We start from the raw sequence: 25870 nt of genomic DNA, 5'->3' as shown, positions 1-25870 counted from the left end.
AATCACTCGATGAGCCGCCGCCGAATGGCCTCTGCAATGGCCTCGGTGCGGTTGGTCGCTCCGACCTTCTTGACCGCGCTCTTCATATAGGTGTTGACCGTATCAACCTGATAACCGCTTTCGGCGGCAATCCGCTCACTCGTCAGACCGTGGCTTGCAAGCCGCAGGCATATCAGTTCGCCGGAAGACAGCCGCATTGTATCCGTCGCAAATCGGTCCATCAGCGGCTTGGTCATGGCCACATGGGTGACCTCGCAGATGCGTTTTAGAAAATCGATCTCATCTGCATCAAACCGGGTGGTGCGCATGAAGGTAATGGCGCCATAGAGATGCTCGCCGCGCTTTAACGGAAAGAGCGTCCGGTTTCGTACACCGAAACTGGACATCAATTGATGCAGCCGTTCGGGTGGCGGCGTATCGGTAAAGACATCGGCGTCACACAGCACATTGCCTGAGGATGCCAACGAAGCCGCCACAAGCGGATCGCGAAGATAGAGTTTTTCCGCTGCATAGGTCTCGATATAACCCGGCGGCAGGTTGGTATCGATTGACTGGCCATTGCCAAAACGAAAGCGGTCGATATCAAGGCCGCTGACGGCGATGAAATCGAAATGAACGGCACGGCGCAGCCGTTCGATGAACGGATGATGGTGGAAGATGCGCGTTCGTGGGACCGACGCCAGGTCGGCAAAATCACGGTAGGCTTCCACTTGAGAATCGTCTGATGATACCATTAAGATGATGTGCTCAATCTCGGATGCACCACACTAATGCGATTATGAGCAATCGGCAAATGCGGAAAACCGCACCAGGCCTAGCCAACGAACTGTATTGATCGCGGGCGCCGCGGTTGCCAGCTGGCAACTTTATCCTTCGCAGCATCAAACATCCCGAATTGAACGAATCGTGGAGCAAATGCCGTTAACCCTTCGTTAACCCTAAAGGCCTTGCGACTCAGAGCGACTCAGGCCATGGTTCACTACGGAATATTCCGACACTCTGGAGATTTATCGTAGTTATGGCCAAGACACGTAGTCAGCCTGCGGAAGCGCAAGAAGCCAAGCGACCGATGACGGAAGTCATCGCGGGCGATGGCGCCGCGCTGTCCCAAGAGCTGCAGGCAATGCGTGCTGCGCTCTTTCCTCCTGTTGCGCAGAAAATGCTCCGCTCGTTTTCATCGGTGGAGTCTGCCAAGCTGATCGGCATCGCGGATGCCTATCTTCGCCAATTGTCGCTGAACGGCAAGGGACCCCAGCCGACCATCAATAATGGCGGCCGGCGCTATTATACTCTCGACCAGATCAATGAGATCCGCAACGTTCTCGATGAGAACGCAAAGGGTAACAAGCGATATGTGCCGCGGCGTCGGGATGGCGAACATTGCCAGGTCATGGCCGTTGTCAATTTCAAGGGCGGCAGCGGCAAGACCACTACCGCCGCGCACCTCGCGCAATATCTGGCTTTCCAGGGTTATCGCGTGCTGGCGGTAGATCTCGATCCGCAGGCATCGCTGACGGCCCTGCATGGCTACCAGCCGGAATATGATATTGCCGCCAACGAGACCATGTATGCGGCGATCCGCTACGACGACCAGCGTCGTCCGATGAAAGACATCATCCGCAAGAGCTACATTCCCGGCCTCGATATCGTGCCCGGGAATCTGGAGCTGATGGAATACGAACATGATACGCCGCGTGCGCTTGCGGAACGCGGTGCCGAGCCCTTCTTCGGCCGTGTTGCTTCGTCGCTTGGCGCCGTCGCCGATGATTATGACGTGATGGTTCTGGACTGCCCGCCGCAGCTCGGCTTCCTCACCCTTGGCGCGCTTTGCGCCTCCACCGGCCTGATCATCACCGCGCATCCGCAGATGCTCGATGTCATGTCCATGTGCCAGTTCCTGCTGATGACCTCCGATCTTCTCGGCGTCGTGCAGGAATCCGGTGGTGATCTCGATTACGATTTCATCCGGTATGTCGTGACCCGTTACGAGCCTTCGGATGGTCCACAGACACAGATGGTGGGTTTCATGCGTTCGCTTTTTCGCGAACGCGTCCTCACCAACACTGCACTCAAGTCGACAGCGATCTCCGATGCCGGACTTTCCAAGCAAACGCTTTACGAAGTCGGTCGCGAGAACTTCTCGAAAAACACCTATGACCGCGCCATGGAATCGCTGGATGGCGTGAACAGCGAGATAGAAGGTCTGATCCGTCAGGCCTGGGGTAGGGCAGTATGAGCCGCAAGGATACGTTAAAAGCCATGTTGTCGCGTCGGGATCATGAGTTGCCAGCTGGCAACTCTGCGCCCGATCATGCCGCTCAGCCGGATGCGACACCTGACGCCAAGCTGCAGCACATCCGTTCCGGTGCCGTTGGCGCCATGGGTCGCACTCTGGGCCAGATTGCAAATGCCGCAGATCAGGCTCGTGCCCTTATCGCCGCCGGTTCTGCTGTGATCGAAATCCCGGCGGAAAAGATCGAAGGCTCCTTCGTCAACGATCGTCTTCCCGATGATGGCGAAGACTACCAGAAGCTGACCGACGCCATTCGCGAGTCCGGCCAGAAAAGCCCGATCCTGGTTCGTCCGCATCCGACCAAGGCAGATCATTATCAGATCGCTTTCGGTCACCGTCGCGTGCGTGTTCTTCGGGCACTGGATCGTCCGGTCAAGGCTGTCGTTCAGAACCTGTCCGATGAAGAACTTGTCGTTATTCAGGGTCAGGAAAACTCTGCCCGTTCAGACCTCAGCTATATCGAACGTGGCCTGTTTGCGCTGGCTCTCGAAGAGAAGGGTTTTGATCGCCGTATCATCATGTCGGCACTTGGCATGGAAAAGACCCAGTTGTCTCGCCTGATGTCGGTTGCCCATGGCCTGCCGCGTTCGCTGATCGAAGCGATTGGTCCGGCGCCCAAGACAGGTCGTCCGCGCTGGATCGCCCTGACGGAACGTCTGACGGCCATGCCGGAATCGCCGGCACTGTCCGCACTTCTGCAGAACCCGCAATTCCTTCAGTCGGATTCCGATAGTCGTTTCGTCAAGGTCATGACGGCTCTGTCGGTCAAGATCGAGAAGGAAAAGCCGGAACAGATCAAAGCAACAAGCGGCGTAAAACTGGCGGTGATGGAGAAATCCGGCAGTCGTACCAATCTTCTCTTCGATGAGAAGGTCGCACCCGAATTCGCAGATTTCGTTGCAGCTCGTCTGCAGGATCTGCATCAGGAATATCTCAAGTCGTCAGCATTGCGTCACGACTGAGACGATCGATCAATTCTAACCAAATAGGAGAGGGACAAGAGCGCAAAAGAAAAGCCCCCGAACGTCACCGTTACGGAAGCTTTCCTCGTAGTCTCAGCAACTCGAGAATCGCATTTCCTAGAATCAGTGTCAAGCACAGCGTCGTTTCGGCGAGCGAATTTCTTTTGCCTGTCACAAGGTGAAAGTCATGAACAGTGGTTATCTGACGACGCCCTTTGGGCGGCGGTCGATGACGCTTGCCATGTTGACGGATCAGATCGTCGACACGGAAAAGGTCTGCGACAAGTCCATCGACAAATGGGAACTCTATCGCGCACTCTGCCAGGCAAAGCCGCTTCTCGGCCTGTCTGACCGTGCCCTTGCGCTTCTCAATGCTCTTTTGAGCTTCTATCCCAAGGCCGAGATTTCCGTGGCAAACGGTCTCGTTGTCTTCCCGTCCAATCAGGCTCTGTCTCTCAGAAGCCATGGCATGGCCGAACAGACCATTCGCCGTCATATGGCTTCACTGGTCGAAGCTGGTCTTCTGACGCGCAAGGACAGCCCAAACGGCAAACGTTATGCTCGTCGTGGCAGGGCAGGGGATATCACCCAGGCTTTCGGTTTCTCTCTCCAGCCGCTTCTGGCCCGTTCGGAAGAGATCTTCGCGCTGGCCGAAAAGGTCGAGTGTGAGCGCCTTCAGACCCATCTCCTGCGTGAAGAAATCTCCCTTCATCGTCGCGATATCGGCAAGCTGCTGATCGTGGTCGAGGTCGAAGATGTCCCCGGTGATTGGGCGTCGCTGAAAATCCGTCTGGCTGAGCTTGTTTCTGCTCTTCCGCGCAAAGCTGAACTCAATCAGCTCGAGGCGCATCTGTCTTTTCTGTCGCGCGTTCATGCGGAAATCGTCAATTCATTGAAAAATTTCGCAAATTCTCAAAATACGAGCGGCAACACCTCTCAGAATGAGCGGCACATAGAATCCAAACCAGAATCCAGATTCGATTCAAATCTCTCTGTTGTTGATCCGCGCGAGGCAAAAGCACCGTCGAGCGACAACCAGGCACAAAAACCGATGTCACTGGATCTGGTGAACCGAGCCTGCCCCAATGTCGCAATCCTCACGGCAAACGGCAGCATCCGAAACGCACAGGACCTGATGTCGGTTCAGCCTGTTCTCTGCTCCATGCTCTCCATCAACCGTCAGCTTCTGGATTTTGCCAACAATACCATCGGTACCATCGAGACTGCCGTTACCCTTGCCTGCCTCTATGAGAAGGGTGAGGCAATCGCTTCACCGAGCGGTTATCTCAGAAACCTCGCATCCTCGGCAAAGTCCGGAAAGTTCGATGTGAGACCGATGGTGGAAAGGCTGGTGATGACGCAGCTGGCAACTTTTGCGGATCAGGACACCGTTATCGAAAACGATCGTGTTCGCGATCCAGACGAAACCTCGGATTTCCTCACGGCTGATGAAGCGAAGCAGGCCTATCTTCTGTCGAGCAAATCATCCTCGCCTGTCTTTCCGGCCGGAAAAAGGTCTTATGGAAGCCCGGCGTCCTCTTCCATGCCTCGCATGACCGCAAGAGGGATGGCGTAATCACCGTGAGCGAACAATCCGCAACGAGACCACAAAACAATTGGCCCGCCAGCCGCCCCACAGATGCTCCAGAGACTGCAATGCGTGGGAAACTGATCGGACCATTGTTTTCGCGCTCAGGATATCCTCAGTGGCTCGGAAATGCCTCAGAGGTCAAAGGCTGGGACACGTTCCCCGCTATCACGGAAAATCGCTTCCAGTTCGGCCAGATCCGGGCAGGGAGGAGCTGTTTTGGAAAAGTCCGGCAGCGCTTCGGCATTCGGCAAGGCGATGAAGGCTGCAGCCAGAACCGTGGTGCCGGCAGCGATCTCGCCGCGAAGCTGCGGAACCAGCGTTTTGGCATGGATGAGGTTGCTGTTGGCAATGGCGCTGATGGCATGCCCGTTGCGACGCAGATTGGGCGACAGATCGATGACGGCACTGATATCCGTCTGTCCTTGCCAGATGGCTTTGCCCGGTTCCTGCACGTTGGTGTCGACGTTGAAATCGGCACGCGGAATGGCAAACCCGCCTTCGCTGGTCTGCAGGCTACGGGGGGTGTGAACGCGGTGGATGCGGATATGCCAGGGATTGGCGGGGAGAAGCCAGGTCTCGACGGTCACATCGTTCCACGGCTTCCAGCGCGAATAGAGTTTGTCGCCGGCAATCAGCGCTTCTTCCAGCACTTCGCGCATCCGGAAATGCACGCCATCCTCGGAAAGGCCCAGCATGCCGTCAAAACTGGCAGCAACGAAATGACGGTCGTTGACCTCGATGTTGAAAGCGTAACGCGTCGAATAGACGAATTTCGAATATTTCTCGTTGGCGCCGAGCATCTTGTCATGTTGCTGGCCGGAGGAAAGCACGACCGTATTCCCCGGCGTATGCATGGCCACCATGCCGGCTTCCTTCAAAGGTACCGGATCAGGAAAGTCCGGGGCAGGGGTTTCATCGGCTGCCCAGAATGGATGATCGGCGGGCAAGGCCAGCGGCAGGAAAAATTTGAGCGCCCAATAAGGCGAACCGGCCGAGTTATAGCTCTCGCTCATCATCAGGTTGGGGTATCCGTAACCGATGGAGAGCACTCCATCCCGCTCGGCGATCGGCAGGTCCGACCACCAGCGGATATGGCGCATGTAATAGCCCTTGATCTCGCTCCAGGGCAGGGCCTCGACATCGGCAAAGGCCAGCGCACCCCAGATGCCACCGCAGGCGAAACGATAGGTCTGGCTGCGACCGAAAGCCAGTGCCGCACCATTAGCGCCGAACCAGTGGCGGATATCCTTGGCAAACACATGCGCCCGTTCACGGTAGGCGTCAGCGCGTTTGGTGTCGTGTTTGGCGATGACCGAATAGATCAGCGCGTAAAAATGCAGGGCGAAGGGCACATAATGGTCGACCCGTTGCACCGGTCCATCGCGATACCAGCCCTCGCCAAGCCGGAACGCTTCCACCTCGTCGAGATATTGTTCCGTCAGTGATCGGTCGAAATCCACGCCCGCCTGCGTCAGCCCGAGATCGATCAGGACGCGAAAGAATTTCCAGTTGTTATCGACGAACTCTTTTTCCCGTGCCGAGATCAGATAGGCGGCAATCGTCTTTTTCTGGGCTTCGCTCAGTGGGTCCCAGATGAATTGCGGCACCATGGCGATGGCAAAACCGATGGCGGCAAGCTCCACCTGTCGCTGGTCGGTGCGGGAAACATCGCCCCAATATTCCGGATGGGAGGGATCGGTGCCGTTGGCCAGACCAAGGCGATAAAGTTCCCAATGCGGAAAATCATAGCCGCCGGCAGCGAGCGGCACGATGCCCCAGAGCGGTCGGGCAAACCCTTCGAGATCGGCCGCCGCACGGTCAAAATGCGCACCGGTGGCACTGAGGCGGACGCGAGCGCCACCCTCTGAAAAATACGGAAGCAGCGGGTTGAAGAGATCCATCACCGCCTTGGCAAGATCATCGCGGCCTAAGAGAGGATTGCCGTAGAGGGGATTGGCGCGAGCGGGATCATAGATCATCGGACTTCCATTCAATCGGGCTTAGGTTCGAACATGGCTGCGGACAAAAGAAAACCCCGCGAAAACTCTTGGTCTCCGCGGGGTTTTGGAATTCTTACTTGATGGCCTTCACGCCATCGGTCATTTCCTTCAACCCGTCATCGATCGAGATATTGTCGGTCATGAGAGAGTCATGCGCGCGGTTGAGGATGACCTCGATGCGGGCAGCATTCGGTGTCACCGCCATCTCCAGATAGGATTTGCCGGGTTCGAGCGCCGCCTTGCTGGCCTCGTCCTGCGGGAAACCGTCCAGCGACGCGATCTTGGCCGTCACCTCGGGCGTGCGCACCGTCGGGATCGTGCCGGTCGAAGCAATGATAGAAGCGCCTTCCGAGCTGGTCACGAACTTGATGAAGTCCAGCACCGCTTCCTTGTGGCCGGAATTGCTGTTCACCGAAAGGCCGGAAATCTGTGCGGCCGTGGTGCCGGCAACAACACCGTCTGGATGCGGGAACTTCACGATGCCCCAGTTCTTGCTCTTGGATTCACCGGATTTCACCTTGGCGATCTGCGTGCCGACGAACCACGTGCCCATCGGCAGCATGCCGACCGTGCCGTTGAAAAACGGACCGGAATAATGCGAGTTGGAGGTTTTCAGCGTTGCATAGGACGGGATGACGCCGTCTTCCTGCAGTTTCAGCGCCCGCTCGTACCATGGCTTGAGGAAGGTGTAATCCGGGCCGGCCAGCGTGTTCTTGCCGTCCTGAATGCCGGCCAGCTGGACGGTTGAGCGCCAGGTGTGCAGAAGCGCACCATAGGTCTTGTTGACACCCATACCGCCGGCAAGCTTGGTCGCGGTTTCGTCAAACTGCGCCCAGGTCATGTCATTGGTGGGGTAGGGCACGCCGGCTTTGTCAAAAATGTCCTTGTTGTAATAGACGACCCAAAAGTCCGAGCGGAACGGCAGCGAATAGATTTTGCCGTCAACCGTCATTTCCTCGGCCAGACCGCCGAAGGAGGCCGGATCGATTTTTTGGTCCTTCATATAGCTCGACAAATCCATGATCGAACCGGCGCGGATGAGGTTCGTATAGTTCGGCACGTCCTTGACGGTGACGATATCGATATCTTTCGAGCCGCCCGCCAGTTGCGTGGCGATCATCTGCTGATAATCCTGCGAGCCGAGATCGATATGCTCGAACTTCACGTTGGGGTTCTTGGCCTGATAGGCCTCGATCAGCGGCTTGTAATAGGCCACCTTGTCCCAGTCCCACAGCGCCCAGCGCAGCGTGACGGCTTCACCGGACTGCGCCAAGGCAGCACCGGCGGTCGATGCCGCAAGCGCGAGCCCCGCCAAACTGAGTTTCAAACCTCTCCCAAAAGTCTCCAAATACATCCTGTTTCTCCTTCCCTGGATTGTCTCTGGTTTCATTATTTCTGTCAGAAATGCTAGGTTTCGGCCGTCTCCGTTCGAGAGGCCGACGGCAGGGCAAGCACCATCCCGGCCGCGCGATGGGCGGCAAAGGCAATGGCAAAAAGCCCGAGAGAAAAATTGAGTGTGGCCGGCATGAAAACCGACACCGGGTAAAAGGCGATATGGGCCACCCACAGCGCCGCATTGAAAAGAAGCGCCGCCAGCACCGGCAGCGGCCGGATGATCGAGGCGATTGCAGCCAGCCGAACCAATGCTTTCGCCGGCAGGTCGCGCATCACCATCAGCACCAGAAGATGGCAGGCCATGACACCGAGAAAGACGGTGACCACCAGAGCAAGGGCCAGCGGTGCCGCCATCAGCAGATTTTCGCGGGCCGTCGATGCGTAGGTGGCAGTGGCATAACCGCCAAGACCGATGGCGGTGGCAAACAGCAGGCCCCACGCCGTCGCCCGCCAGAAATAGCGACGTAGTGCTTCGACGAAATCACGAAGCAGATAGGTATTGCGGTCTTCGACAAAGGCGACGCAGACAAATGCTGTCGCGGCAAGGGCTGCGGGCAGGGGGATGATGAGCAGGGCGGCCAGAATGAACAGGATGTTCAGCTTGACCATCTCCCACCATTCACGCGCAAAGATCTGGGAAAACAGGGCAAGGCCGGTTTTCCTGGGCGCATTCTTGGGAATGCCCGGCCCTTCCTTCGTCCACATGTCGCGCAGCCACTGCATGGGCTTCCCCTTGGTGACGATCTCAATAAAGGATCGACCGTTCCGTTTCCTTGTCGAACAACTGCATGTTGGTCGTGTCAACGACCAGCTTGGCCGTTTCGCCAATGCCCGCCTTGAAACGCGGCGAGACGCGCACAGTCATAGCCTTTTCCCCGGCGGTGATATTGAGATGGATCTCGGAACCCATCGGTTCGGCCAGATCGACGATCGCCTCGAACGGGGCAAGGTTGTCCGGATTGATGTCGGCCGGCGCCAGTTCATGAAAGTTTTCCGGGCGCAGGCCGATAACCACTTCGCGGCCCTCGTAGGGCGCAATCCGGGCCTGATCGAAATTGGTCGGGATCGGCAAAACGCGACCGTCGAAGATCGCGACATAAGCTTCGCCGCGCTTTTCAATCCGCGAAGGCAGCATGTTCATCTGCGGTGCGCCGATAAAACCGGCCACGAACATGTTGATCGGACGGTCATAGAGGTTCTGCGGCGTATCGACCTGCTGGATATGACCATCGGCCATGACAACGATACGGTCGGCCATGGTCATGGCTTCGATCTGGTCGTGCGTCACATAGATGAAAGTCGAGTTCAGCCGCTTGTGCAGCTTGGTGATCTCGGCGCGCATCGTGCCGCGCAGTTTGGCGTCGAGGTTGGAGAGTGGCTCGTCGAGCAGAAACACTTCCGGGTTGCGCACCATGGCGCGACCCAGCGCCACGCGCTGCCGCTGGCCGCCGGAAAGCGCCTTTGGCTTGCGGTTCAAAAGATGCGTGATGTCGAGGATCTTTGCCGCTTCCTGCACCTTCTGGTCGATGACCTCGCGCGAAGCTTTGCGCAGCTGCAGGCCAAAAGCCATGTTCTTGTAGACGGTCATATGCGGGTAAAGCGCATAGTTCTGGAACACCATCGCGATGTCGCGGTCCTTCGACGGCACGTCGTTCACCACGTCGCCGCCAATAAGCAGTTCGCCGCCGGAGATTTCTTCCAGCCCGGCGATCATGCGCAGGGTCGTCGATTTGCCGCAGCCGGACGGGCCGACCAGAATGATGAATTCCTTGTCGGCGATCTCCAGATCGATGTCATGGACAACGGTCAGTGCGCCGTAGGTCTTGTTCAATTTCTTCAGTGAAATGCTGGCCATCGGTTCAATCTCTCACCAGTATGAAGACCATGCGCGCGAAAGGCGCGTCAGGGCTTCCATGTAATAATAGTCACCCCAGGACACGCACTCGTCGACGCCTTCGCCGCGGCAGGTGTTGTAGGGGGATTTTTTGGAATAGGTGCCGTGCAGGACGAGCCCATTGGAGATGGCGGGGTCTTTCACGGCATAATGATCGGCAAGGCTTTTGATCATCCGGCGGGCGAGATCACGATAGCGATCGGCCGCTTCGCCACCGACAAGATCGGCCATCTCCAGCAGTCCGCAGGCGACGATCGAGGCTGCCGAGGTATCGCGCGGCTCGGCATCGCCATCCGAAAACACCATGTCCCAATAGGGCACCATGTCGGCCGGCAGTTTTTCGAGATAGAAGGCCAGAAGCCGATCGAACGTATCGCGATACTCATCGATCCGTTCGTAACGATAGGAAAACGCCATGCCGGCCACACCCCAGGCCTGACCGCGCGCCCAGAAACTGTCGTCAGCGTATCCCTGCTTGGTGACGCCGCGCACCGGCGCACCGGTCACCGGGTCCATATAAAAGGTGTGATAGGTGGAATCGTCGGGCCGCACCGAATTGGCAAGCGTCGTGCGGGCATGGATCAGCGCGATATCGCGGTATTTCTGGTCGCCCGTCTGTTCCGTCGCCCAATAGAGCAGCGGCAGGTTCAGCAGGCAGTCGATGATGTAACGATATTCATCCGGGTTTCCCTTGCGGCCCCAGGCCTGAATGAACTGGCCGATCGGCTGAAAGCGTTCCAGCAGCTGGTCGGCGGCGAGCAGTGCTGCCTTCCGGCCATCCTCGTCACCCACCAGTTTCCATGCGGCAATGCAGGAAGGCGAATAGAGAAAACCCATGTCGTGATGGTCTGTCTCGATGCGGTTTTCGATCCGGTGCAGAAAGCTCTGCACCTGGATCTGTGCCGCATACTGAAAGACCTTATCGCCGCTGTGCTCGTAAGCCAGCCAGATTTCTCCCGGCCAAAAGCCGGCGGTCCACTGGTCATTGGGCACGGCGGGATAAAGATTGCCGACGCTCGAATGGTTTTGGGCGCTGTAGGTGAATTCCGGAAGATTGCGACGGATCTGCGCGACGGCGAGATCGAGTGCGGTCTTGACCTCTTCATCGGCGATCGGCTGCGGAGCGATGGGGGAAATGGCGTTCATGAAATCAACCCTTGATGCCGGAGGATGCGACGCCTTCGACGAAGAAGCGTTGCAGCGACAGGAAGACGATCAGCACCGGGATCAGCGCCACCACCGAGGCGGCCATGATCAACCCGTATTCGGCCGAATATTGGCTGATGAACATGCGTAGCCCGATCTGGATCGTCTTCAGCTCGGTCTTGGTCAGGTAGATCATCGGCCCTAGAAAATCGTTCCAGGTCGTGACGAAGGTAAAAATCGTCAACGTGGAAAGTGCCGGCTTCGACAGCGGCAGCATGATCTTTGCCCAGATCTGGTATTCGTTCATGCCGTCGATGCGGGCGGCTTCGCAAAGCTCGGTCGGGATCGACATGTAGAACTGCCGCATCAGGAACACGCCGAAGGCGGTGAAGGCTTGCAGGCAGATCAGCGCCAGGTGGGTGTTGTTGAGGCCGAATTCGCGCATCAGCAGGAACTGCGGCACCATATAGACCTGCCAGGGCATGGCGATGGTGGCGATGTAACCGAGAAAAAGCGCGTTCTTGTAAGGGAAATGCAGTTTCGCAAACGCATAGGCCGCAAAGCTGGAAGTGAACAGCTGCAACAGCGTGACGATGATCGTCAGCTTGGATGTGTTGTAGATGAACAGCGCCAGTGGGATCTTGGTCCAGATATCAACGTAATTGGACCATTGCGGGTTGGACGGGATCCATTCGATCGGGAACACAAAAACTTCGCTGCTGAGTTTCAGCGAGGCCGACAGCATCCAGGCGAAAGGCAGCAGCATCACGATGGTGATGATGATGACCGTCGCATAGATAGCGGCGAGCTTTCCGGTGAGTTTCTGGCCGGCAATGCGCATGGCTCAGTCCTCCTTCTGGCGGCGGAACTGGACGACGGTAACCGCCAGCACGAGGAAGAACAGGACGAGCGCGATCATGCTGGAATAACCGAGATCCCAGGAAATGAAGGCCTCGTTGTAGATGTGATAAACCAGCACGAGCGTCGAAGTGCCGGGTCCACCCTGCGTGATCATGTAGATCTGGTCAAAAACCTTGAAGGACTGGATGGTCAGCATCACGGTGACGAAGAAGGTCGTCGGACCCAGCTGCGGCACAGTCACATAGAGAAATTTCTGCCAGGCATTGGCGCCATCCAGATCGGCAGCTTCATAAAGTTCGGAATTGATGCCCTGCAGGCCGGCCAGATAGATGACCATGAAATAGCCCATGCTCTTCCACACGCCGAACAGGATGACGGTGACCATTGCCCAATGACGGTCGGCGGCCCAGCCCGGCATGTTTTTCGGGTCGAGGCCGAGCGTGTAGAGGATCATGTTCACCGGACCCATTTCCGGGTTGAAGATCATGTTCCAGACAACGGCGACGGCCACCAGCGAGGCGACATAGGGAAAAAACATCGCGGTGCGGAAAAAATCGCGACCGAGGATTTTCTGGTTGAGCAGAATGGCAAGGCCGAGCGCGCAGGCAAGCGTCGCCGGCACCGAGACCACCGTATAGATGATCGTGTTCCAGAACGCGTCCTTGAACGCCTTGTCCTCGAACAGGCGCCAGAAATTGTCGAGGCCCGCAAAGGTCATGTCATTGCTGCCATCCCAGTGCATGAAAGCCAGCACGAAGGCGAACAGGATCGGCCCCAGCGTGAAAACCGCGAAGCCGAGGAAGTTTGGGGCAATGAAGGAATAGGCGATGAGCGCGTCCTGCACCTTGCGGCGACGTCTGGACACGACCTTGCGGCGTCTCGCCGGAACCGGCGTGTCGCCCGCGATGATGGTGGTATCGGCCATAAAACTCCTCCGAAGAATTCGCCACAGACAGACGCTGCTTTAAGCGCTTATCCGCCGATGCATGGCAGCCAGTGTGACCCGCCTTCCATGCCTCCTCCCACATTCGACATAGCATATCCACGACATTGGTCAAACAACTTATCAACCTATCATATGAATTAGCTGGAACTGCAAAAATACATATGATAGGGCGGATCAAGTCACGGTGATCGCGGTGCATATCGATAGGGAGGAAAACATGTTTGGCGAGGTCGCAGAGCGGCTGCCGGCGGGTTTGGCGGACTTTCTTCCCGCTGGTCGGTGATCACGGCCGGCGATTACCGGCAGTTTTCAGTGAACGGCAATCGCGCCGATTTCGAAGCGCTGTATTTTTCCCGCCGCCGCATGCTGAACGATCTCGTCCTCGGCGAGTTGCTGCAGGACGAAGGCCGTTTTCTGCCCGCGATCGTCGATGGCATCTGGCTGATCTGCGAGGAAAGTGGCTGGCAGCTTCCGGCGCACAATTCCTATGAACGCGGCGGTATTCGCCATCCGCTGCCGGATGTGAATCGTCCGGTCATCGACCTGTTTGCGGCCGAAACCGCAGCACTTCTCTCCACCATCGTCGCGCTGATGGGCGATCGATTGAATGCGATCAGTCCGGTTATCGTCAGCCGCATCCAGCACGAAGTGCGCAGAAGAATTCTCGAACCCTACCTCACCACCCCATTCTGGTGGATGGGCAATGGGAGCGAGCGCATGAACAACTGGACGGCCTGGATCAGCCAGAATGTCCTGCTCTCGACCTTCAGCCTCAATACCGATCAGGCATTACGCGCCCATGTGGCGGAAAAGGCGCTCGGCAGCCTCGATGCCTTCATCAAGGATTATGCCGAGGACGGTGCCTGCGAGGAAGGTGTTGTTTATTACCGGCATGCGGCGCTCTGCATGTTCGGGGCAATGTGTATTCTCGATACGGTGGCACCCGGCTCCATGAGCCCGCTCTGGTCTGCGCCAAAAATCCGCAACATGGCGGAATATATCGTCAACATGCATGTGGCCGGGCATTTCTATTTCAACTTCGCAGATTCCGCTGCCGTCATCGATCCCTGCAGCGCCCGTGAATACCTGTTCGGCAAGGCCGTCGGCTCGCAGAAACTCAGCGTTTTTGCCGCCCGCGATCGCGCCACGTCCATGACTCCGCATCTGCCGGGAGAATGGAACCTCTGGTACCGCGTGCTGGAACTGCTGACGCCTGTCACACCACCGGAAACGGCCTCGCGGCGCACGGACGCCTCCTATCCCGGCATCGGCCTCCACATCGCCCGTGACGAAAAATTCGTGCTGGCGGTGAAGGGCGGCAATAATGGCGAAAGCCACAATCACAACGATGTCGGCAGCGTCACGCTCTACAAGAATGGTGAGCCGCTGCTGATTGATGTCGGCGTCGAAACCTATACGGCCAAAACGTTTTCCGCCGATCGTTATCAGATCTGGACCATGCAGTCGGGTTTTCACAACCTGCCGACTTTTGGCGGTGCCATGCAGTCCGATGGTGCCGATTTTGCCGCGCGCGACATGCAGACGACCTTTACCTCGGAAAGGGCTGATATCTTGCTCGATATCGCGCCGGCCTATCCGCTTGAGGCGGGGCTGCGCAGCTATCGCCGCACGATTACGCTCAATCGTGGCCGCAGCGTCGAAATCACCGATATCCATGACGGTGACCTGCCGGCGGTTCTGTCGCTGATGCTTCGGGAAAAGCCGGAGGTCGAAGGCGGCTCCGTTCATGTCGGAGATCTCGGGATTATCGAGGTTGAAGGCGGTCGCGATATTCAGGTCGAAACGATCGAAATCAATGACTCCAGGTTGAATATCTCATGGCCTTCAAAACTTTACCGGCTGCTTATTCCGTTTGCGGACACGCGTCTGACATTGCGGATCGTCTGAGGAGGACGAAATGGATCTGACATTGAAAGTGATTGATGGCACCGGTGCCGTGAAGGCTCAAGCGTCGAATAGCGATGAAGTTTTTCTTGTTTTCATGGATGCGTATCAACCAGGCGATCAGGTTGTGGTTGAAGCCTCGGAGCCCGGCCATATCGTGCTGTCACTGGATGATGCGATGGCGCCGACGCCGGTCTATCTGGGCGGCGCCGCTTACGCGCTTGCCGTTCCCTTCGATATCAAGCGCGCACCCTATTCGCCGCGCTCTTTCACCGGCAAACGCCATCGCCTGCATGTGCGAAAAGCCCGCCCGGAAGAGGTCGCCCAGCGGCGCAATCTCGCGCTCAATCCCTGGGATGATCACGCCAATCAGACGCTCTATCCGCATGCGCATGCCAATGTCGAAACCCGCGGTGAATCGCAGTTTTTCGCCCGCAATGCGATTGATGGTGAAAAGGCCAATGATGATCACGGCCACTGGCCTTTTACCAGCTGGGGCATCAACAAGGACCCGCAGGCGGCGCTGACGGTGGAGTTCGGCCGCCCCGTCAAAGTCAATGAAATCGTGCTCTACCTGCGCGCCGATTTCCCGCACGATGCCTGGTGGGAAAAGGCAAGCGTCACGCTCTCCAGCGGCGCGACACACACATTTTCATTGATCAAAACCGGCGCGGCACAGGCCTTTCAGATCCCGGAACAGACGGTCGAATGGGTGCGGCTGCACGACCTCATCAAGGCGGATGACCCATCGCCTTATCCGGCATTGACGCAGATCGAGGTTTTTGGCCGCGACTGAATTGAGCTGACGGCAGCGCCGATAACCTGCCGCCGAAATCAGTTTGAACCGGCGCGTGAATTCCGGAGCAGATCGCGATACCGGATCTGGCTGCCGCGCAGATGGTCGCGCATCGCATTGCGGGCCGCTTCCTCGTCGCGGTCGGAAATCGCCATCACGATCGCCTCGTGTTCCTGATGGATCAGCTTGCGATAGGCGGTCTGTTCTGCCGGTTCCGGATCGGGCACCGGGCGCGATTGCGGAATGACGGCGCCGCCGTGAAACTCCAGATGCTGCCGGAACAGCGGATTGTTGGTGGCATCGGCGATGGCGAAATGCAGCGCCAGATCGGCCTCGCGGATCGATTCATTCTGTTCGATATAGCGCAGAACCTGCCGATGACATTCGAAGATCGCTTCTTCCTGCGCCGGCGATCGGCGGGCAGCGGCCAGCGCCGCAGCCTCGATTTCCAACGGCGCACGCACTTCCAGCACTTCGAGATCGGAAGAAACACGCGCCTTGTCGATCCGGCGGCTGCTAGCCAGCAGGGATGCGGGAGCAAGCACAAAGATGCCGGCACCCTGGCGCACTTCCACCAGCCCGTCGGATTTCATCGCGGCCACCGCTTCGCGGATCACCGTGCGGCTTACCTTGTGGGCCTCCGTCAGTTCCGCCTCGCTCGGCAGCTTGTCGCCGGGCACATATTGGCCGCTGGAAATCGACTGCCGCAGGCTTTCACCCACCTGAAACACCAGAGACCCGGAGTTTTTGCTTCGATCCTTGGATTGCACGGCCACGTCACATTCCTCGTCGAGGATCGGGTCGGAGAAATTTCCGCATCGATCCGTTTCATATCGTCACTTGTATGATAAGTTGGCGCCGACTTCAATATTCGCATAGATTGATGTTTGCCAATTTCAGCGGATAAGCTTTGGAAATGTGATTGTGGGATCTGATTCAGGCATGTGGCGATAATCGGATACCTCAATTCATATGATGACATGAGAGTGGAGGAGACAGATGATGACGGATGCCGAGGCGGCGAGGCGGGACCGGCTGCAGTTCATGACCTGGGAGCGCAAACCCGATGATTTCGGCAGCGACGAGCAGAAGGCGCTAAAACTGTCGCTTGCGACAAGCGCCGGTGCCGAGATCGCGCCAACCGCCTATATCGGCAGTGATGCGCGGATTTTTACCACGCGGCTCGTTCTCGGTGAGCGCTCATGGATTGCCGGTCATGCGCTGGTGCGCGGTGATGTCGAAATCGGCAGGAACTGCTCCGTCAACGCCTATGCCTGCCTGTCTGGAAAAATCCGCTGCGGTGATGGCGTGCGCATCGCATCGCTGGTCTCCATCGTCGGCTTCAATCATGGCTTTGACGATCCCGATACGCCGATCAACGACCAGCCGCATATTACGCTCGGCATTACCATCGGCGACGATGTCTGGATCGGTGCCAATGCGGTCATTCTCGATGGCGTGACCATCGGGCGAGGGGCGGTGATCGCCGCCGGCGCGGTCGTCACCAAGGATATTCCCGAACTCGGCATTGCCGCCGGTGTGCCGGCAAAGGTCGTGCGCCGCCGCGGAGAAAGCGCTTCGACCACCAAATCCCGACGCTCGGAAGTCGAGGCAGCGTTGAAACGGATCGGCGATATTGCCAGCGCCGAATGGCGCGATGTGCTCGCGCATTACCGCACACCGGAAGGATATCGTTCGGCCGGTGCCGATGGCGTGGTGCGCGCCGCAGTCCGCCACGAATGCGATACGATTGAAATCGCCGCCGGTTTCGGCCATGCCCCGCAGGGCGAGGAGGCGCAGGATCTCATTGCGCGGCTGCAGGCTCTGCAGGATCCGGACACCGGCTTTTTCCCCGATCCGTACAACATGCCTGATCGTTCAAAAAATATCCGCGAGGATTCCGCGGCGCTCTACCATGTGCTCTCTGTCGGCTACGCGCTTGAAATTCTCGGCGCGCGACCGCGCCGCCCGATCCCCGGTGCCGAACTGGAACCCGCCGCTCTGTGCGATTGGCTCGAAAGCCTGCCCTGGTCGACACGCGCATGGTGGAGCGGTGACCGCGTCGATGCCATTGCCACGGCACTCTATTTCAATGCCCGCTACTTTGAGACGGGCAGGGCTAAGGAAGTGCTGTTCGGCTGGCTCGCAACTCATGTGGATCGCGCGACCGGCCTGTGGGGCAGGCCGACGGCCGCCCAAGGGCTTCTGCAGCCGGTCAACGGTTTCTATCGCCTCACCCGCGGCGCTTACGCGCAATTCGGAGTGCCGGTACCGTTGCCGGAAGCGGCCATCAATTCCGTCTTCACCAATTACCGCAACTACGATGGTTTTACCGGTGAAACATACAATGCCTGCAATCTGCTCGACACCATCCATCCGCTCTGGCTCTGCCTGAAACAGACCGATTTTTCACGCGGGAAGGCAGAGGCGATCGCCGAGGCTGTCATTATGCGCGCGGCGGAAAGATGGCAGCCGGGCAAGGGTTTTGCCTTTGCGGATGGTCAGCAACCGGGGCTTCAGGGCACGGAAATGTGGCTATCGACCCTGCATCTGGCGGCTGATCTGCTGGGGCTTGCGGAAGGATTTGCCTTCACGCCAAAGGGTGTGCACCGAACACGGGCAGTGGCTATGGGGCTTTGAAGGGCTTCGAAAAGGTGGGGTCTCAAAGTGCAATGACGCCGTGCGTGCCGGACATGGTGCGATTGAGAGACGATGTGTATGGCATGACCACTGCTCGAGCAGGCTAAAGTCCTCTTGGGACAGCACGTGATTGGCAGAAATGCGCCAACCGGAGACATTGCGGGTGCTACAAAACTCCTTATCCTGCGATGTTCGTGGGGTATCATAAAGAGGATAGAGAATGACCGCTTTCGCTGATCTCCTTTCCATCCAGCGCGCCTGCAGCACTTTGGGCCTCGACACGGCACTGTCGCGCACGCTTGTCGGCACGGCGCGTCCAACAATCTGGTTCCGCCACGGTGATCCAGTGGCCGACGCCGCAGTCGCCACCGGCTCAAGCAAGGTGGGAGGCGAGCCAGATCTCCCACCGGGGATGGTCTGGCCGACTCGCCCCGCACTGGCCGACCCCGATGGTACGGCAGAGAAGCTCCGCGCGAGCGTCAACATGGCTACGCCTTGCACTGACTTCGTGATCAACCATCTGGCGCGATAGATGCCCATGGCCTTTCTTGCTCAGGTCGATCTCGCAGCCATGGCTCAGGAACCGGGTTTTGATCCCATTCTGCCCGATCGGGGTATGCTGTGGGCCTTCAATGATCCGTTCGGCGATTGGTATAATGAACAATCGCCCAGTGGTGGCGTTTGTCTTTTGTGGGATGATGCAGGGGGGCTAGAACGTCGTGCGACCCCCCCGCTCCTGCGCGAGGCATGGCAGAAGGGCGTTGGCGACTATGGCTCTCCGAAAGACGAGCCTTGGGAAGCCTGCGTCGAGTCGGAGCCGCTCTTCCCCATATCTGGTTGGACGGTCAGTGGGCGGCTCAACCGCCATGCGTATCTCGACCTTCAGGATGAGCGCTTCGAAATGACGGAGGGCGGTGGTGACCAGCTCGGTGGATGGGAACAACCGATCCAACAAGCCATGCATGGAACGGTCGAAATGATCGCTAGCGGCCCAGGCGACGTCCGATGGGATGGCCCGGAAAATCTATTGTCCACCGGCGAGCGTTGGAGGCATGTGCTGACGATCAACGGAGAGACCTATCTCGAAAGACTCATGACGACCTGGGGCGATGGTGCAATGTTCGTGTTCGTAGATGAAGAAGAACTCGAGGCTCGCCGCTTCGATAAGGCTGCGGGAACCTCTCAGTTCACCTAAACGCAGTACACCATGCCCGAGCCATTACCCCCGTCAGACTGAAGCGACTCGGCTAAAAAAGTCAGGCCATTGCTTTTGGTTAGGACGAAGCCTGATCCTACCGAACGCGTCTTTAAACAAATGACGATCGTCGTTTAGATGTCAGGATATTTGCGACCGCCGCGTCCACTTCGGGCAAAAAGCGGCCCCGGCATTTTCGCCCCCGCACAACAAACCCCCAAAACGAAAACAGGCGGCCGAAGCCGCCTGTCGTAATCTCACATCGAAACCGGATCAGCCCTGTGCGGGCGCCAGCAGTTCTTCGCAATAGCTCGGCCCCTTGGAGCCGGGGCGGTCAGCGACGATGCGGATGGAGCGGATGTTGTAATCCGACGAAACCGTCAGCGTTGCTGCGCAGCTTACGCTGGCGCTCTTGCCGTTTTCCATCTTGATGCGCTTGTAGCCGCCACGCCAGTTGTAGGTGGTGGTGGAGCCGCTTGCCGCGTCGCTGTACTGTGCGCCGTAGGCGGCGAAAAACTTGCCGGCCGACTGGCCGACCCAGCGGGCCGAGATCGGATCCGACTTCAGCGGAGAAGCGGTGGTGCAAGCGGAAAGCGCGACTGCGACGACAGCCAGCGCGGCAAGACGGGTGTTCATGTTCTGGTGGCCCTTGTTTGACATAGGGCGATCGTCCCGCCGCCCCGGAAATGCAATATTTCGCAAGCGGCCTAGCAGATTTCCGTCATGGTTCGCGAGAGGCTTTCCCGCACATGCGAAAAAACTTTAGCAACCGCACTTTTTTGTCACGCTTTTGCTGCGGAAAAAACCTCAGTTCTCACGCATGGCGCGCGCCACCTGATCGGTCAACGGTTTGACAAGATAGGAAAGTGCTGAGCGCTCGCCGGATTGCACAAAGGTTTCCACCGGCATGCCGGCCACCAGAGTCAGGTTGCCCAGCTTGTTGCGCTCCTCCGGCGGAATGATGATGCGCGCCGAATACCAGCTTTCGCCGGTCTGCTGATTGTGGTTGAGATCCGCCGAAACCGTTTCGACGATACCGTCGATTTCTGGTGTCGTGCGCTGGCTGAATGCGGAAAAGCGCAAGCCCGCCGTCTGGCCGGTGCGCACCTGGTCGATATCGGCTGGCCGGATCTTTGTGTCGATCACCAGCTTGTCGTCGGTCGGCACGATCTGCATCACCGTTTCACCCGGCGAGATCACGCCGCCGATCGTGTGCACCGCAAGCTCATGCACAATGCCGGCCTGCGGCGCGGTTATGTCGATGCGCCTCAGCTGGTCTTCTGCGGCAATACGCTGTTCGGCCAGTTCCGCCAGCTTGTTGTCCATGTCGCGCATTTCTGTCAGCACTTCGGCGAGGCGGTCCTGATCCAGTTGCAGGATCTGCAGCTCGGTTTCCGAAATTCGGGTGGCCGCGCGGGCGATCTCGGCAATCAGCTGCCCGCGTTCGCCGTCCAGCTGCGCCTTGGTGCGCTGCAGTTCGGAAAGTCGGGTAAATTGCACCAGCCCCTGTTCGCTGAGATTGGAAATACGCCGCAGCTCCTCGGCAACCCAGGAAAGTTCCTCGTTCTTGGCGTCGCGCCGCACTTCCAGGCCGGTGCGCTCCTGCTCGATCTGGCCGATCTGTTGGCGAAGCCGTCCCTTCTGGCCATCCATCGTTTCCCGCCGTGCCTTGAAAAGTGCAGTTTCGGCCGAGACATATTCGGCAACCGCCGGGTCTGAACGGCGATCTGCGAGTTCCTCAGGCATTTTCAGCTCCGTCTGTTCGTCGCGCTCGGCGATCAGCCGCATGCGGCGCGCCGCAAACTGGTCCATCTGCTTGGTCACGACCGAAAGATTGGCGCGGGTAATAGTATCGTCCAGCCGGATCAGCAGCTCGCCTGCCTGCACATGGCTGCCATCGGTCACCCGGATCTGGCCGATAATGCCGCCTTCGCGATGCTGGATACGTTTGGCGGATCCCTCCACCACGATAGTGCCTGCGCCGATGACGGCGCTCGAAAGATTGGCAGTCGCTGCCCAGCCGCCGGCACCGATCACCAGCGCGCCGACGGTAACAGCCGAGGCGAGAAGATATTTTCGAATGGCCTGCGCAGCCGGAGTTTTCGGGCCTTCCTCGAGCTTGAAACGCTCGAGAAACTGCATCCGCTCACGGAACTGGGCGTTGACGCGTTTGAGATCGAATTTCATATCGCGATCCTCTTGCCGGACTTTGGCGCTTCCGGTTCGTCGGTCGTTTCCGCCTCGGGCAATGCCGTTGTCGATGCTGATGTCGGCAGGGCGCGCTGAGCGCTCTCGTCGGCCTGAGCCTCTGCCGGGCGCGTTGTCTTGCGCAGCACCTCGTCGCGCGGGCCAAAGGCCACCATCGCGCCACCATTCATCACCAGAACATGATCCAGCGCCTGCAAGGCGTTCGGGCGGTGCGCCACGACGATGATGATCGAGCCGGCGGCGCGTATGGCCGTGATCGCTCTCGTCAACGCCACTTCGCCCTCGGAATCGAGATTGGCGTTCGGTTCGTCGAGAACGACCAGAAAAGGTTTTCCGTATAGGGCGCGCGCAAGGCCGATACGCTGGCGCTGACCGCTGGAAAGAATGGCGCCGTGATTGCCGATCGCGGTATCGTAGCCGTCCGGCATGGAGAGGATCAGGTCATGAACACCGGCCAGTTTGGCCGCCTCGATGATCATGGTTGGATCGGCGCCGGGCGAAAAACGGCTGATGTTTTCGGCAATCGTGCCGTCGAACAGGTCGACGCCCTGCGGCAGGTAGCCGATAGAGGGGCCGAGTGCCTCCGGGTCCCACTGGTTCAGCGCCGCGCCATCCAGGCGAATGCTGCCACGCGCCGCTGGCCAGATACCAACGAGTGCGCGCGAAAGCGTCGATTTTCCCGATCCGCTGGGGCCGATAATACCAAGCCCCTGGCCGGCAAACAGGCTGAGCGAGACGTCATGAATGATCGGCTTGTTGCTGCCGGGCGGTATGACGGCAAGGCCGACCACTGAAAGCGACCGTTTCGGTGCCGGCAGCGGCATCGGGCTGCGTGTCTCGCCAAAACGCTCCAGCACATCCTCCAGCCGGTGACGCGACTGGCGGGCATTGATGAAGCTGCGCCACTGGCCGATCACCATCTCGATTGGCGCCAGCGCCTTGGAGGTCAGGATGGACGAGGCGATGATGGCACCGGGAGAAGCAAGCTGCTGGATAACCAACCATGCGCCGAGCGCGAGGATCGCCGATTGCAACGCCATGCGAAAAATTTTCGAGACGGCGGAGAAGCTTGCCGTCAGGTCGCTGGTCGCTGTTTGTCCCTCGACATAACGGCGGTTCACCTCGTCGAAACGGTTGGCATAGGCGGTGCGCATGCCCATCGCATGCAGCGGTTCGGCATTGCGTTTTCCCGCCTCCACCAGTTCCCAGCGCGCAGAAACCAGCTGCGACAGTTTTCGGGTCGGGTCACGCAGCAGGAACTCGCTGCAGAAGGTCAGCGCCATCAGGAAGGCGGCGCCGGCAATGGCGGCGTAACCGAAATAGGGATGGAAGATATAGAGAATGAGAATGTAAAGCGGCATCCACGGCAGGTCGCAGATGGCGATCGGCCCGGAGCCGCTCATGAAACCACGGATCTGGTCGAGGTCGCGTAGAGGCTGCGAAACCGCATCACCCTTGGCCATGTTGAGCGGCAGCGTCAGCACGCTTGCGAAGGTCGGGTCACTCAGTTCCTCGTCGAGCCGCCTGCCGATCTGCAGAAGGATTTTCGAGCGCATCATTTCCAGCACGCCGAGAAAGGCATAGATGCCGAGCGCAAGCAGGGTGAGAGCGACGAGTGTCGGTACGCTGCGGCTGGTCAGGACACGGTCATAGACCTGCATCATGAATAGCGGGCCGGTCAGCATCAGGATATTGGTAACGGCGCTCAATGCCGCGATCCCGTAAAAGGCCTTGCGGGTCTGCGCAAGCGCAGACGCAACGCGTGTGCTCCGACTTCCGGATGAAGCCATCTCACTCACCTCACTCTAATGTCCGGGATCGATACATGCCTGGAACACAGGCAGGCTCACGCCTGTGTTCACATTAATCAGATGTCTCTAATAAGCGTAAATTCGGCAAAAGCATGTTCGCACCCGCGGAATATTTGCGATGCCCGCGGCGCCATTGCCACGGAAAATGGGGATATGCCGGCGTTTGTGAAAAATCTCCGGTTGTTGCACCGCCGCATGCCAATGAAACAATTTTGAACGGACAGCGCCAAAAACGCCAGCCAGGCAATTAGAATTATGTTAAGTATGTGTCTGCAGTGCGGGTGAATATGTCTCGAAACGAGGCGTTTTTCTGGAGGAACCGCATTTGCGGCGTTTGAAAGGCAACTTTCACGCAATGAAATCGTTAAGGAAATAGGCCGGTCGGGAGCCGGTTGATAAAAACAGGGAGGAAATCACCATGCAAGGACACATTTCAGGCTATCTTCTGTCGCTGCAGATCTCCTTGTATCTGTGGGCCGTCATCATCGTCAGCGGATACTCGCTTCTGTCCTGAAGATTACAGCGTGGGGTACTTTCCGCGAATTTCGGTCATGTAATAATTGCCGGGAGAGGCCGCGACCGTCAGCCCGACCACTTGGCCTTTGGAGACGCCGGAATAGGCCCTGCGCTCGCCGTTATAGAGAAAAATGGTGAGGCTTTTTTCGTCCTCGTCGTAATCAATCGCTTCAATCAGCTTGGATTGAATGCTGATAATCGCCATGGCTCACCTCATTTTTCGGGGCAATGCGCCACACGGAATCCTACAGCGTCCTTTAGCGCCATATAGGGCGCTGAGCCCGGTAAACAGGGGGCGGATGCAGTTTCTGATCCTGCGTGTCCAATGTGATCGAAATGCGTCAAATGACAAAAAATCTGTCACTTGTTCCGATCATGGATTAAACTTCTTACTATCGAATTGCATAAAGCCACCTGCATGACCGACAAATGAAGCCAGTCTCCGGTTCGGGGCAAGCGTGATTGCTGAATGATCAGGGTATCTTCGGCAAATGCGTTGCGGACAATCTCTTGAGGAAACCGTCCGTGGCATGAGGAATAGGGGGCAAGCATGCGCCAGAAGCGTATAAGAGGCGAGCGAACGACGCTGCTCGATGTCGCAAACAAGGCGGGCGTCAGCGCGATTACCGTGTCACGGGCGCTGCGTGAGCCCGATCGTGTGTCCGAAGAGCTGCGGGAACGCATTCTCAAGGTTGTCGCTGAAACCGGTTATGTGCCGGATTTCGCAGCGCGTGCGCTAGCCAGCCGCCACAATGGCATCGTCTGCGCGCTCATCCCCGAAGTCAGCAGTCTTGCTGTCATGAACATCATTCACGGCATCGAGGCGCGGCTGCAGGATACCGACCTGCGTATTCAATATGCCAATGCCTGGCGTGATGCCGACAAGGAAAAAAGACAGCTGGAACTATTCCTGTCGCAGCACCCGGCCGGCATTCTCATGGCCGGCGGTCAAAACCAGCAGATCATCGTCGATCTCATTCTTGGTGCCAAATGCCCTGTCGTGCATATGATCGACATAAACCTGACGGCGCTTGGCACCGTCGTGGGTTCCGACCATTGTACGGCCGCCAAAGTTGCCATTCGTCACCTGCTCGATTGCAGATATCGCCGCATCGCCATTCTCGGCGCCGGGGTCGATCTGCGCGTGCAGCGAAGGCTGGAAGGTTATCGCGTCACGCTGGAAGAAGAGGGGCTTTATGATCCGCAATTGGTAATGATGTTGCCGGAAGCGACATCGGTACCGCTCGGATGCCGCATGCTGCGCGAAACCATGGAAAGCCATCCTGATGTCGATGCCGTGTTCTGTCTCAACGACGATCTGGCACTCGGCGCCTATTTCGAATGCAAGCGACGCGGCATGCGCGTGCCCGAGGATTTCGGCATTTGCGGTTACAACGACGTCAATTTCGCAGCCGTTGCCGAGCCGCCGCTGACGACGGTGCGTATCCCGCGATACGACATGGGCTACCGCGCCGCCGATCTGCTGATCCGTCAGATCAATGGTGAGAAAGCGGCACATCAGTCCATTGATCTCGGGTTTCAGTTGATGGTTCGTGGCACGACAAGGGATACTGCTTGAAGAACGTGGTGTGCAGTTCCTCATTTCCGGCCAATGCTTCTAAAACAGTGTTTGAAACACCAAAACTGGACGGTTTGGCCCGAAACCGACCTTGACGCCCATCAAGTCCGGCTGCATCGGCAGGCTTTGGAA

22 protein-coding genes are annotated in these 25870 nt (G+C 58.1%); 9 read left to right on the top strand and 13 right to left on the bottom strand.

From position 1 onward, the window contains the following. Positions 1–2: 2 nt before the first annotated feature. Complete coding sequence (locus GAO09_RS12910; protein ID WP_324184885.1) at positions 3–710, bottom strand: helix-turn-helix transcriptional regulator; 708 nt, start codon at positions 708–710, stop codon at positions 3–5. Between the two features lie 308 nt (positions 711–1018). Here GAO09_RS12910 and repA point away from each other — a divergent pair, with 308 nt between their 5' ends. From repA to repC, 3 genes are all read left to right on the top strand, one after another. Further along, positions 1019–2236, top strand: a complete 1218-nt coding sequence (gene repA / locus GAO09_RS12905; protein ID WP_153354414.1) for a plasmid partitioning protein RepA — start codon at positions 1019–1021, stop codon at positions 2234–2236. Next, on the top strand, positions 2233–3255 hold the full coding sequence (gene repB, locus GAO09_RS12900) for a plasmid partitioning protein RepB (RefSeq protein WP_153354413.1): 1023 nt from the start codon (positions 2233–2235) through the stop codon (positions 3253–3255). Before repA ends, repB begins: the two co-directional genes overlap by 4 nt. A gap of 187 nt (positions 3256–3442) precedes the next feature. After that, a complete protein-coding gene (gene repC, locus GAO09_RS12895; RefSeq protein ID WP_153354412.1) occupies positions 3443–4831 on the top strand; it encodes a plasmid replication protein RepC in 1389 nt (462 codons plus the stop codon). A 146-nt stretch (positions 4832–4977) separates the two neighbouring features. On the opposite strand, the gene GAO09_RS12890 is transcribed toward repC, so the two are convergent. The 7 genes from GAO09_RS12890 to GAO09_RS12860 form a co-directional block, all read right to left on the bottom strand. Next, positions 4978–6825, bottom strand: a complete 1848-nt coding sequence (locus GAO09_RS12890) for a DUF2264 domain-containing protein (protein WP_153354411.1) — start codon at positions 6823–6825, stop codon at positions 4978–4980. A 94-nt stretch (positions 6826–6919) separates the two neighbouring features. Continuing rightward, positions 6920–8200, bottom strand: a complete 1281-nt coding sequence (locus tag GAO09_RS12885) for an ABC transporter substrate-binding protein (protein WP_153354410.1) — start codon at positions 8198–8200, stop codon at positions 6920–6922. Positions 8201–8253: 53 nt separating this feature from the next. Further along, the gene (locus GAO09_RS12880) at positions 8254–8964 is read right to left on the bottom strand and encodes a DUF624 domain-containing protein (protein ID WP_153354409.1); all 711 of its coding nucleotides are present in this window, start codon (positions 8962–8964) and stop codon (positions 8254–8256) included. Between the two features lie 22 nt (positions 8965–8986). Beyond that, complete coding sequence (locus tag GAO09_RS12875; RefSeq protein ID WP_153354408.1) at positions 8987–10096, bottom strand: ABC transporter ATP-binding protein; 1110 nt, start codon at positions 10094–10096, stop codon at positions 8987–8989. Positions 10097–10108: 12 nt separating this feature from the next. Continuing rightward, positions 10109–11281 (bottom strand): glycoside hydrolase family 88 protein, encoded by a 1173-nt coding sequence (locus GAO09_RS12870; protein ID WP_153354407.1) that lies wholly within the window; start codon positions 11279–11281, stop codon positions 10109–10111. Positions 11282–11285: 4 nt separating this feature from the next. After that, entirely contained in the window at positions 11286–12122 is an 837-nt protein-coding gene (locus GAO09_RS12865; protein ID WP_112509463.1) for a carbohydrate ABC transporter permease, read from the bottom strand. A gap of 3 nt (positions 12123–12125) precedes the next feature. After that, positions 12126–13067 carry a carbohydrate ABC transporter permease gene (locus GAO09_RS12860; protein ID WP_153354406.1) on the bottom strand — a complete coding sequence of 314 codons (942 nt, stop codon included), beginning with the start codon at positions 13065–13067 and terminating at the stop codon, positions 12126–12128. A gap of 333 nt (positions 13068–13400) precedes the next feature. Here GAO09_RS12860 and GAO09_RS30360 point away from each other — a divergent pair, with 333 nt between their 5' ends. Both GAO09_RS30360 and GAO09_RS12850 read left to right on the top strand, forming a co-directional pair. Continuing rightward, on the top strand, positions 13401–14996 hold the full coding sequence (locus tag GAO09_RS30360) for a heparinase II/III domain-containing protein (protein ID WP_420796159.1): 1596 nt from the start codon (positions 13401–13403) through the stop codon (positions 14994–14996). Between the two features lie 10 nt (positions 14997–15006). After that, positions 15007–15789 (top strand): carbohydrate-binding protein, encoded by a 783-nt coding sequence (locus GAO09_RS12850; RefSeq protein ID WP_153354405.1) that lies wholly within the window; start codon positions 15007–15009, stop codon positions 15787–15789. Positions 15790–15827: 38 nt separating this feature from the next. Here the strand turns inward: GAO09_RS12850 and GAO09_RS12845 are convergent, their stop codons facing one another. Beyond that, positions 15828–16559, bottom strand: a complete 732-nt coding sequence (locus tag GAO09_RS12845; protein WP_324184931.1) for a FadR/GntR family transcriptional regulator — start codon at positions 16557–16559, stop codon at positions 15828–15830. A gap of 229 nt (positions 16560–16788) precedes the next feature. On the opposite strand from GAO09_RS12845, the gene GAO09_RS12840 reads away from it, so the two are divergent. The 3 genes from GAO09_RS12840 (at position 16789) to GAO09_RS12830 (ending at position 19624) form a co-directional block, all read left to right on the top strand. Continuing rightward, on the top strand, positions 16789–18429 hold the full coding sequence (locus tag GAO09_RS12840) for an acyltransferase (RefSeq protein ID WP_153354404.1): 1641 nt from the start codon (positions 16789–16791) through the stop codon (positions 18427–18429). 220 nt (positions 18430–18649) lie between these two features. Then, positions 18650–18961: a hypothetical protein gene (locus GAO09_RS12835; RefSeq protein WP_153354403.1), complete on the top strand. Its 312-nt coding sequence runs from the start codon at positions 18650–18652 to the stop codon at positions 18959–18961. A 6-nt stretch (positions 18962–18967) separates the two neighbouring features. Then, complete coding sequence (locus GAO09_RS12830; protein ID WP_209018702.1) at positions 18968–19624, top strand: DUF1963 domain-containing protein; 657 nt, start codon at positions 18968–18970, stop codon at positions 19622–19624. A gap of 273 nt (positions 19625–19897) precedes the next feature. Here GAO09_RS12830 and GAO09_RS12825 read toward each other — a convergent pair whose 3' ends face one another. The 4 genes from GAO09_RS12825 to GAO09_RS12810 form a co-directional block, all read right to left on the bottom strand. Then, on the bottom strand, positions 19898–20260 hold the full coding sequence (locus tag GAO09_RS12825) for a hypothetical protein (RefSeq protein WP_153354577.1): 363 nt from the start codon (positions 20258–20260) through the stop codon (positions 19898–19900). A gap of 171 nt (positions 20261–20431) precedes the next feature. Next, positions 20432–21811 carry an HlyD family type I secretion periplasmic adaptor subunit gene (locus GAO09_RS12820; RefSeq protein ID WP_235938106.1) on the bottom strand — a complete coding sequence of 460 codons (1380 nt, stop codon included), beginning with the start codon at positions 21809–21811 and terminating at the stop codon, positions 20432–20434. Next, on the bottom strand, positions 21808–23622 hold the full coding sequence (locus GAO09_RS12815; protein ID WP_153354401.1) for a type I secretion system permease/ATPase: 1815 nt from the start codon (positions 23620–23622) through the stop codon (positions 21808–21810). Before GAO09_RS12815 ends, GAO09_RS12820 begins: the two co-directional genes overlap by 4 nt. Positions 23623–24160: 538 nt before the next feature. Continuing rightward, complete coding sequence (locus tag GAO09_RS12810; protein ID WP_153354400.1) at positions 24161–24364, bottom strand: KTSC domain-containing protein; 204 nt, start codon at positions 24362–24364, stop codon at positions 24161–24163. Between the two features lie 345 nt (positions 24365–24709). Here GAO09_RS12810 and GAO09_RS12805 point away from each other — a divergent pair, with 345 nt between their 5' ends. Further along, the gene (locus tag GAO09_RS12805) at positions 24710–25738 is read left to right on the top strand and encodes a LacI family DNA-binding transcriptional regulator (RefSeq protein WP_153354399.1); all 1029 of its coding nucleotides are present in this window, start codon (positions 24710–24712) and stop codon (positions 25736–25738) included. Positions 25739–25870 lie beyond the last annotated feature (132 nt).

The organism is Endobacterium cereale (assembly GCF_009617585.1).
Classification (GTDB): Bacteria; Pseudomonadota; Alphaproteobacteria; order Rhizobiales; family Rhizobiaceae; genus Neorhizobium; species Neorhizobium cereale.
This window is presented reverse-complemented; position numbering and strand designations above follow the sequence as displayed.

What these genes read in the sequence shown, in the direction of transcription:
- repA (WP_153354414.1), top strand. Translation starts at nt 1,019, where the DNA reads ATGGCCAAGACACGTAGTCAGCCTGCGGAAGCGCAAGAAGCCAAGCGA.
- repB (WP_153354413.1), top strand. Translation starts at nt 2,233, where the DNA reads ATGAGCCGCAAGGATACGTTAAAAGCCATGTTGTCGCGTCGGGATCAT.
- repC (WP_153354412.1), top strand. Translation starts at nt 3,443, where the DNA reads ATGAACAGTGGTTATCTGACGACGCCCTTTGGGCGGCGGTCGATGACG.
- GAO09_RS12890 (WP_153354411.1), bottom strand. Translation starts at nt 6,825, where the DNA reads ATGATCTATGATCCCGCTCGCGCCAATCCCCTCTACGGCAATCCTCTC.
- GAO09_RS12885 (WP_153354410.1), bottom strand. Translation starts at nt 8,200, where the DNA reads ATGTATTTGGAGACTTTTGGGAGAGGTTTGAAACTCAGTTTGGCGGGG.
- GAO09_RS12880 (WP_153354409.1), bottom strand. Translation starts at nt 8,964, where the DNA reads ATGCAGTGGCTGCGCGACATGTGGACGAAGGAAGGGCCGGGCATTCCC.
- GAO09_RS12875 (WP_153354408.1), bottom strand. Translation starts at nt 10,096, where the DNA reads ATGGCCAGCATTTCACTGAAGAAATTGAACAAGACCTACGGCGCACTG.
- GAO09_RS12870 (WP_153354407.1), bottom strand. Translation starts at nt 11,281, where the DNA reads ATGAACGCCATTTCCCCCATCGCTCCGCAGCCGATCGCCGATGAAGAG.
- GAO09_RS12865 (WP_112509463.1), bottom strand. Translation starts at nt 12,122, where the DNA reads ATGCGCATTGCCGGCCAGAAACTCACCGGAAAGCTCGCCGCTATCTAT.
- GAO09_RS12860 (WP_153354406.1), bottom strand. Translation starts at nt 13,067, where the DNA reads ATGGCCGATACCACCATCATCGCGGGCGACACGCCGGTTCCGGCGAGA.
- GAO09_RS12850 (WP_153354405.1), top strand. Translation starts at nt 15,007, where the DNA reads ATGGATCTGACATTGAAAGTGATTGATGGCACCGGTGCCGTGAAGGCT.
- GAO09_RS12840 (WP_153354404.1), top strand. Translation starts at nt 16,789, where the DNA reads ATGATGACGGATGCCGAGGCGGCGAGGCGGGACCGGCTGCAGTTCATG.
- GAO09_RS12835 (WP_153354403.1), top strand. Translation starts at nt 18,650, where the DNA reads ATGACCGCTTTCGCTGATCTCCTTTCCATCCAGCGCGCCTGCAGCACT.
- GAO09_RS12830 (WP_209018702.1), top strand. Translation starts at nt 18,968, where the DNA reads ATGGCCTTTCTTGCTCAGGTCGATCTCGCAGCCATGGCTCAGGAACCG.
- GAO09_RS12825 (WP_153354577.1), bottom strand. Translation starts at nt 20,260, where the DNA reads ATGAACACCCGTCTTGCCGCGCTGGCTGTCGTCGCAGTCGCGCTTTCC.
- GAO09_RS12820 (WP_235938106.1), bottom strand. Translation starts at nt 21,811, where the DNA reads ATGAAATTCGATCTCAAACGCGTCAACGCCCAGTTCCGTGAGCGGATG.
- GAO09_RS12815 (WP_153354401.1), bottom strand. Translation starts at nt 23,622, where the DNA reads ATGGCTTCATCCGGAAGTCGGAGCACACGCGTTGCGTCTGCGCTTGCG.
- GAO09_RS12810 (WP_153354400.1), bottom strand. Translation starts at nt 24,364, where the DNA reads ATGGCGATTATCAGCATTCAATCCAAGCTGATTGAAGCGATTGATTAC.
- GAO09_RS12805 (WP_153354399.1), top strand. Translation starts at nt 24,710, where the DNA reads ATGCGCCAGAAGCGTATAAGAGGCGAGCGAACGACGCTGCTCGATGTC.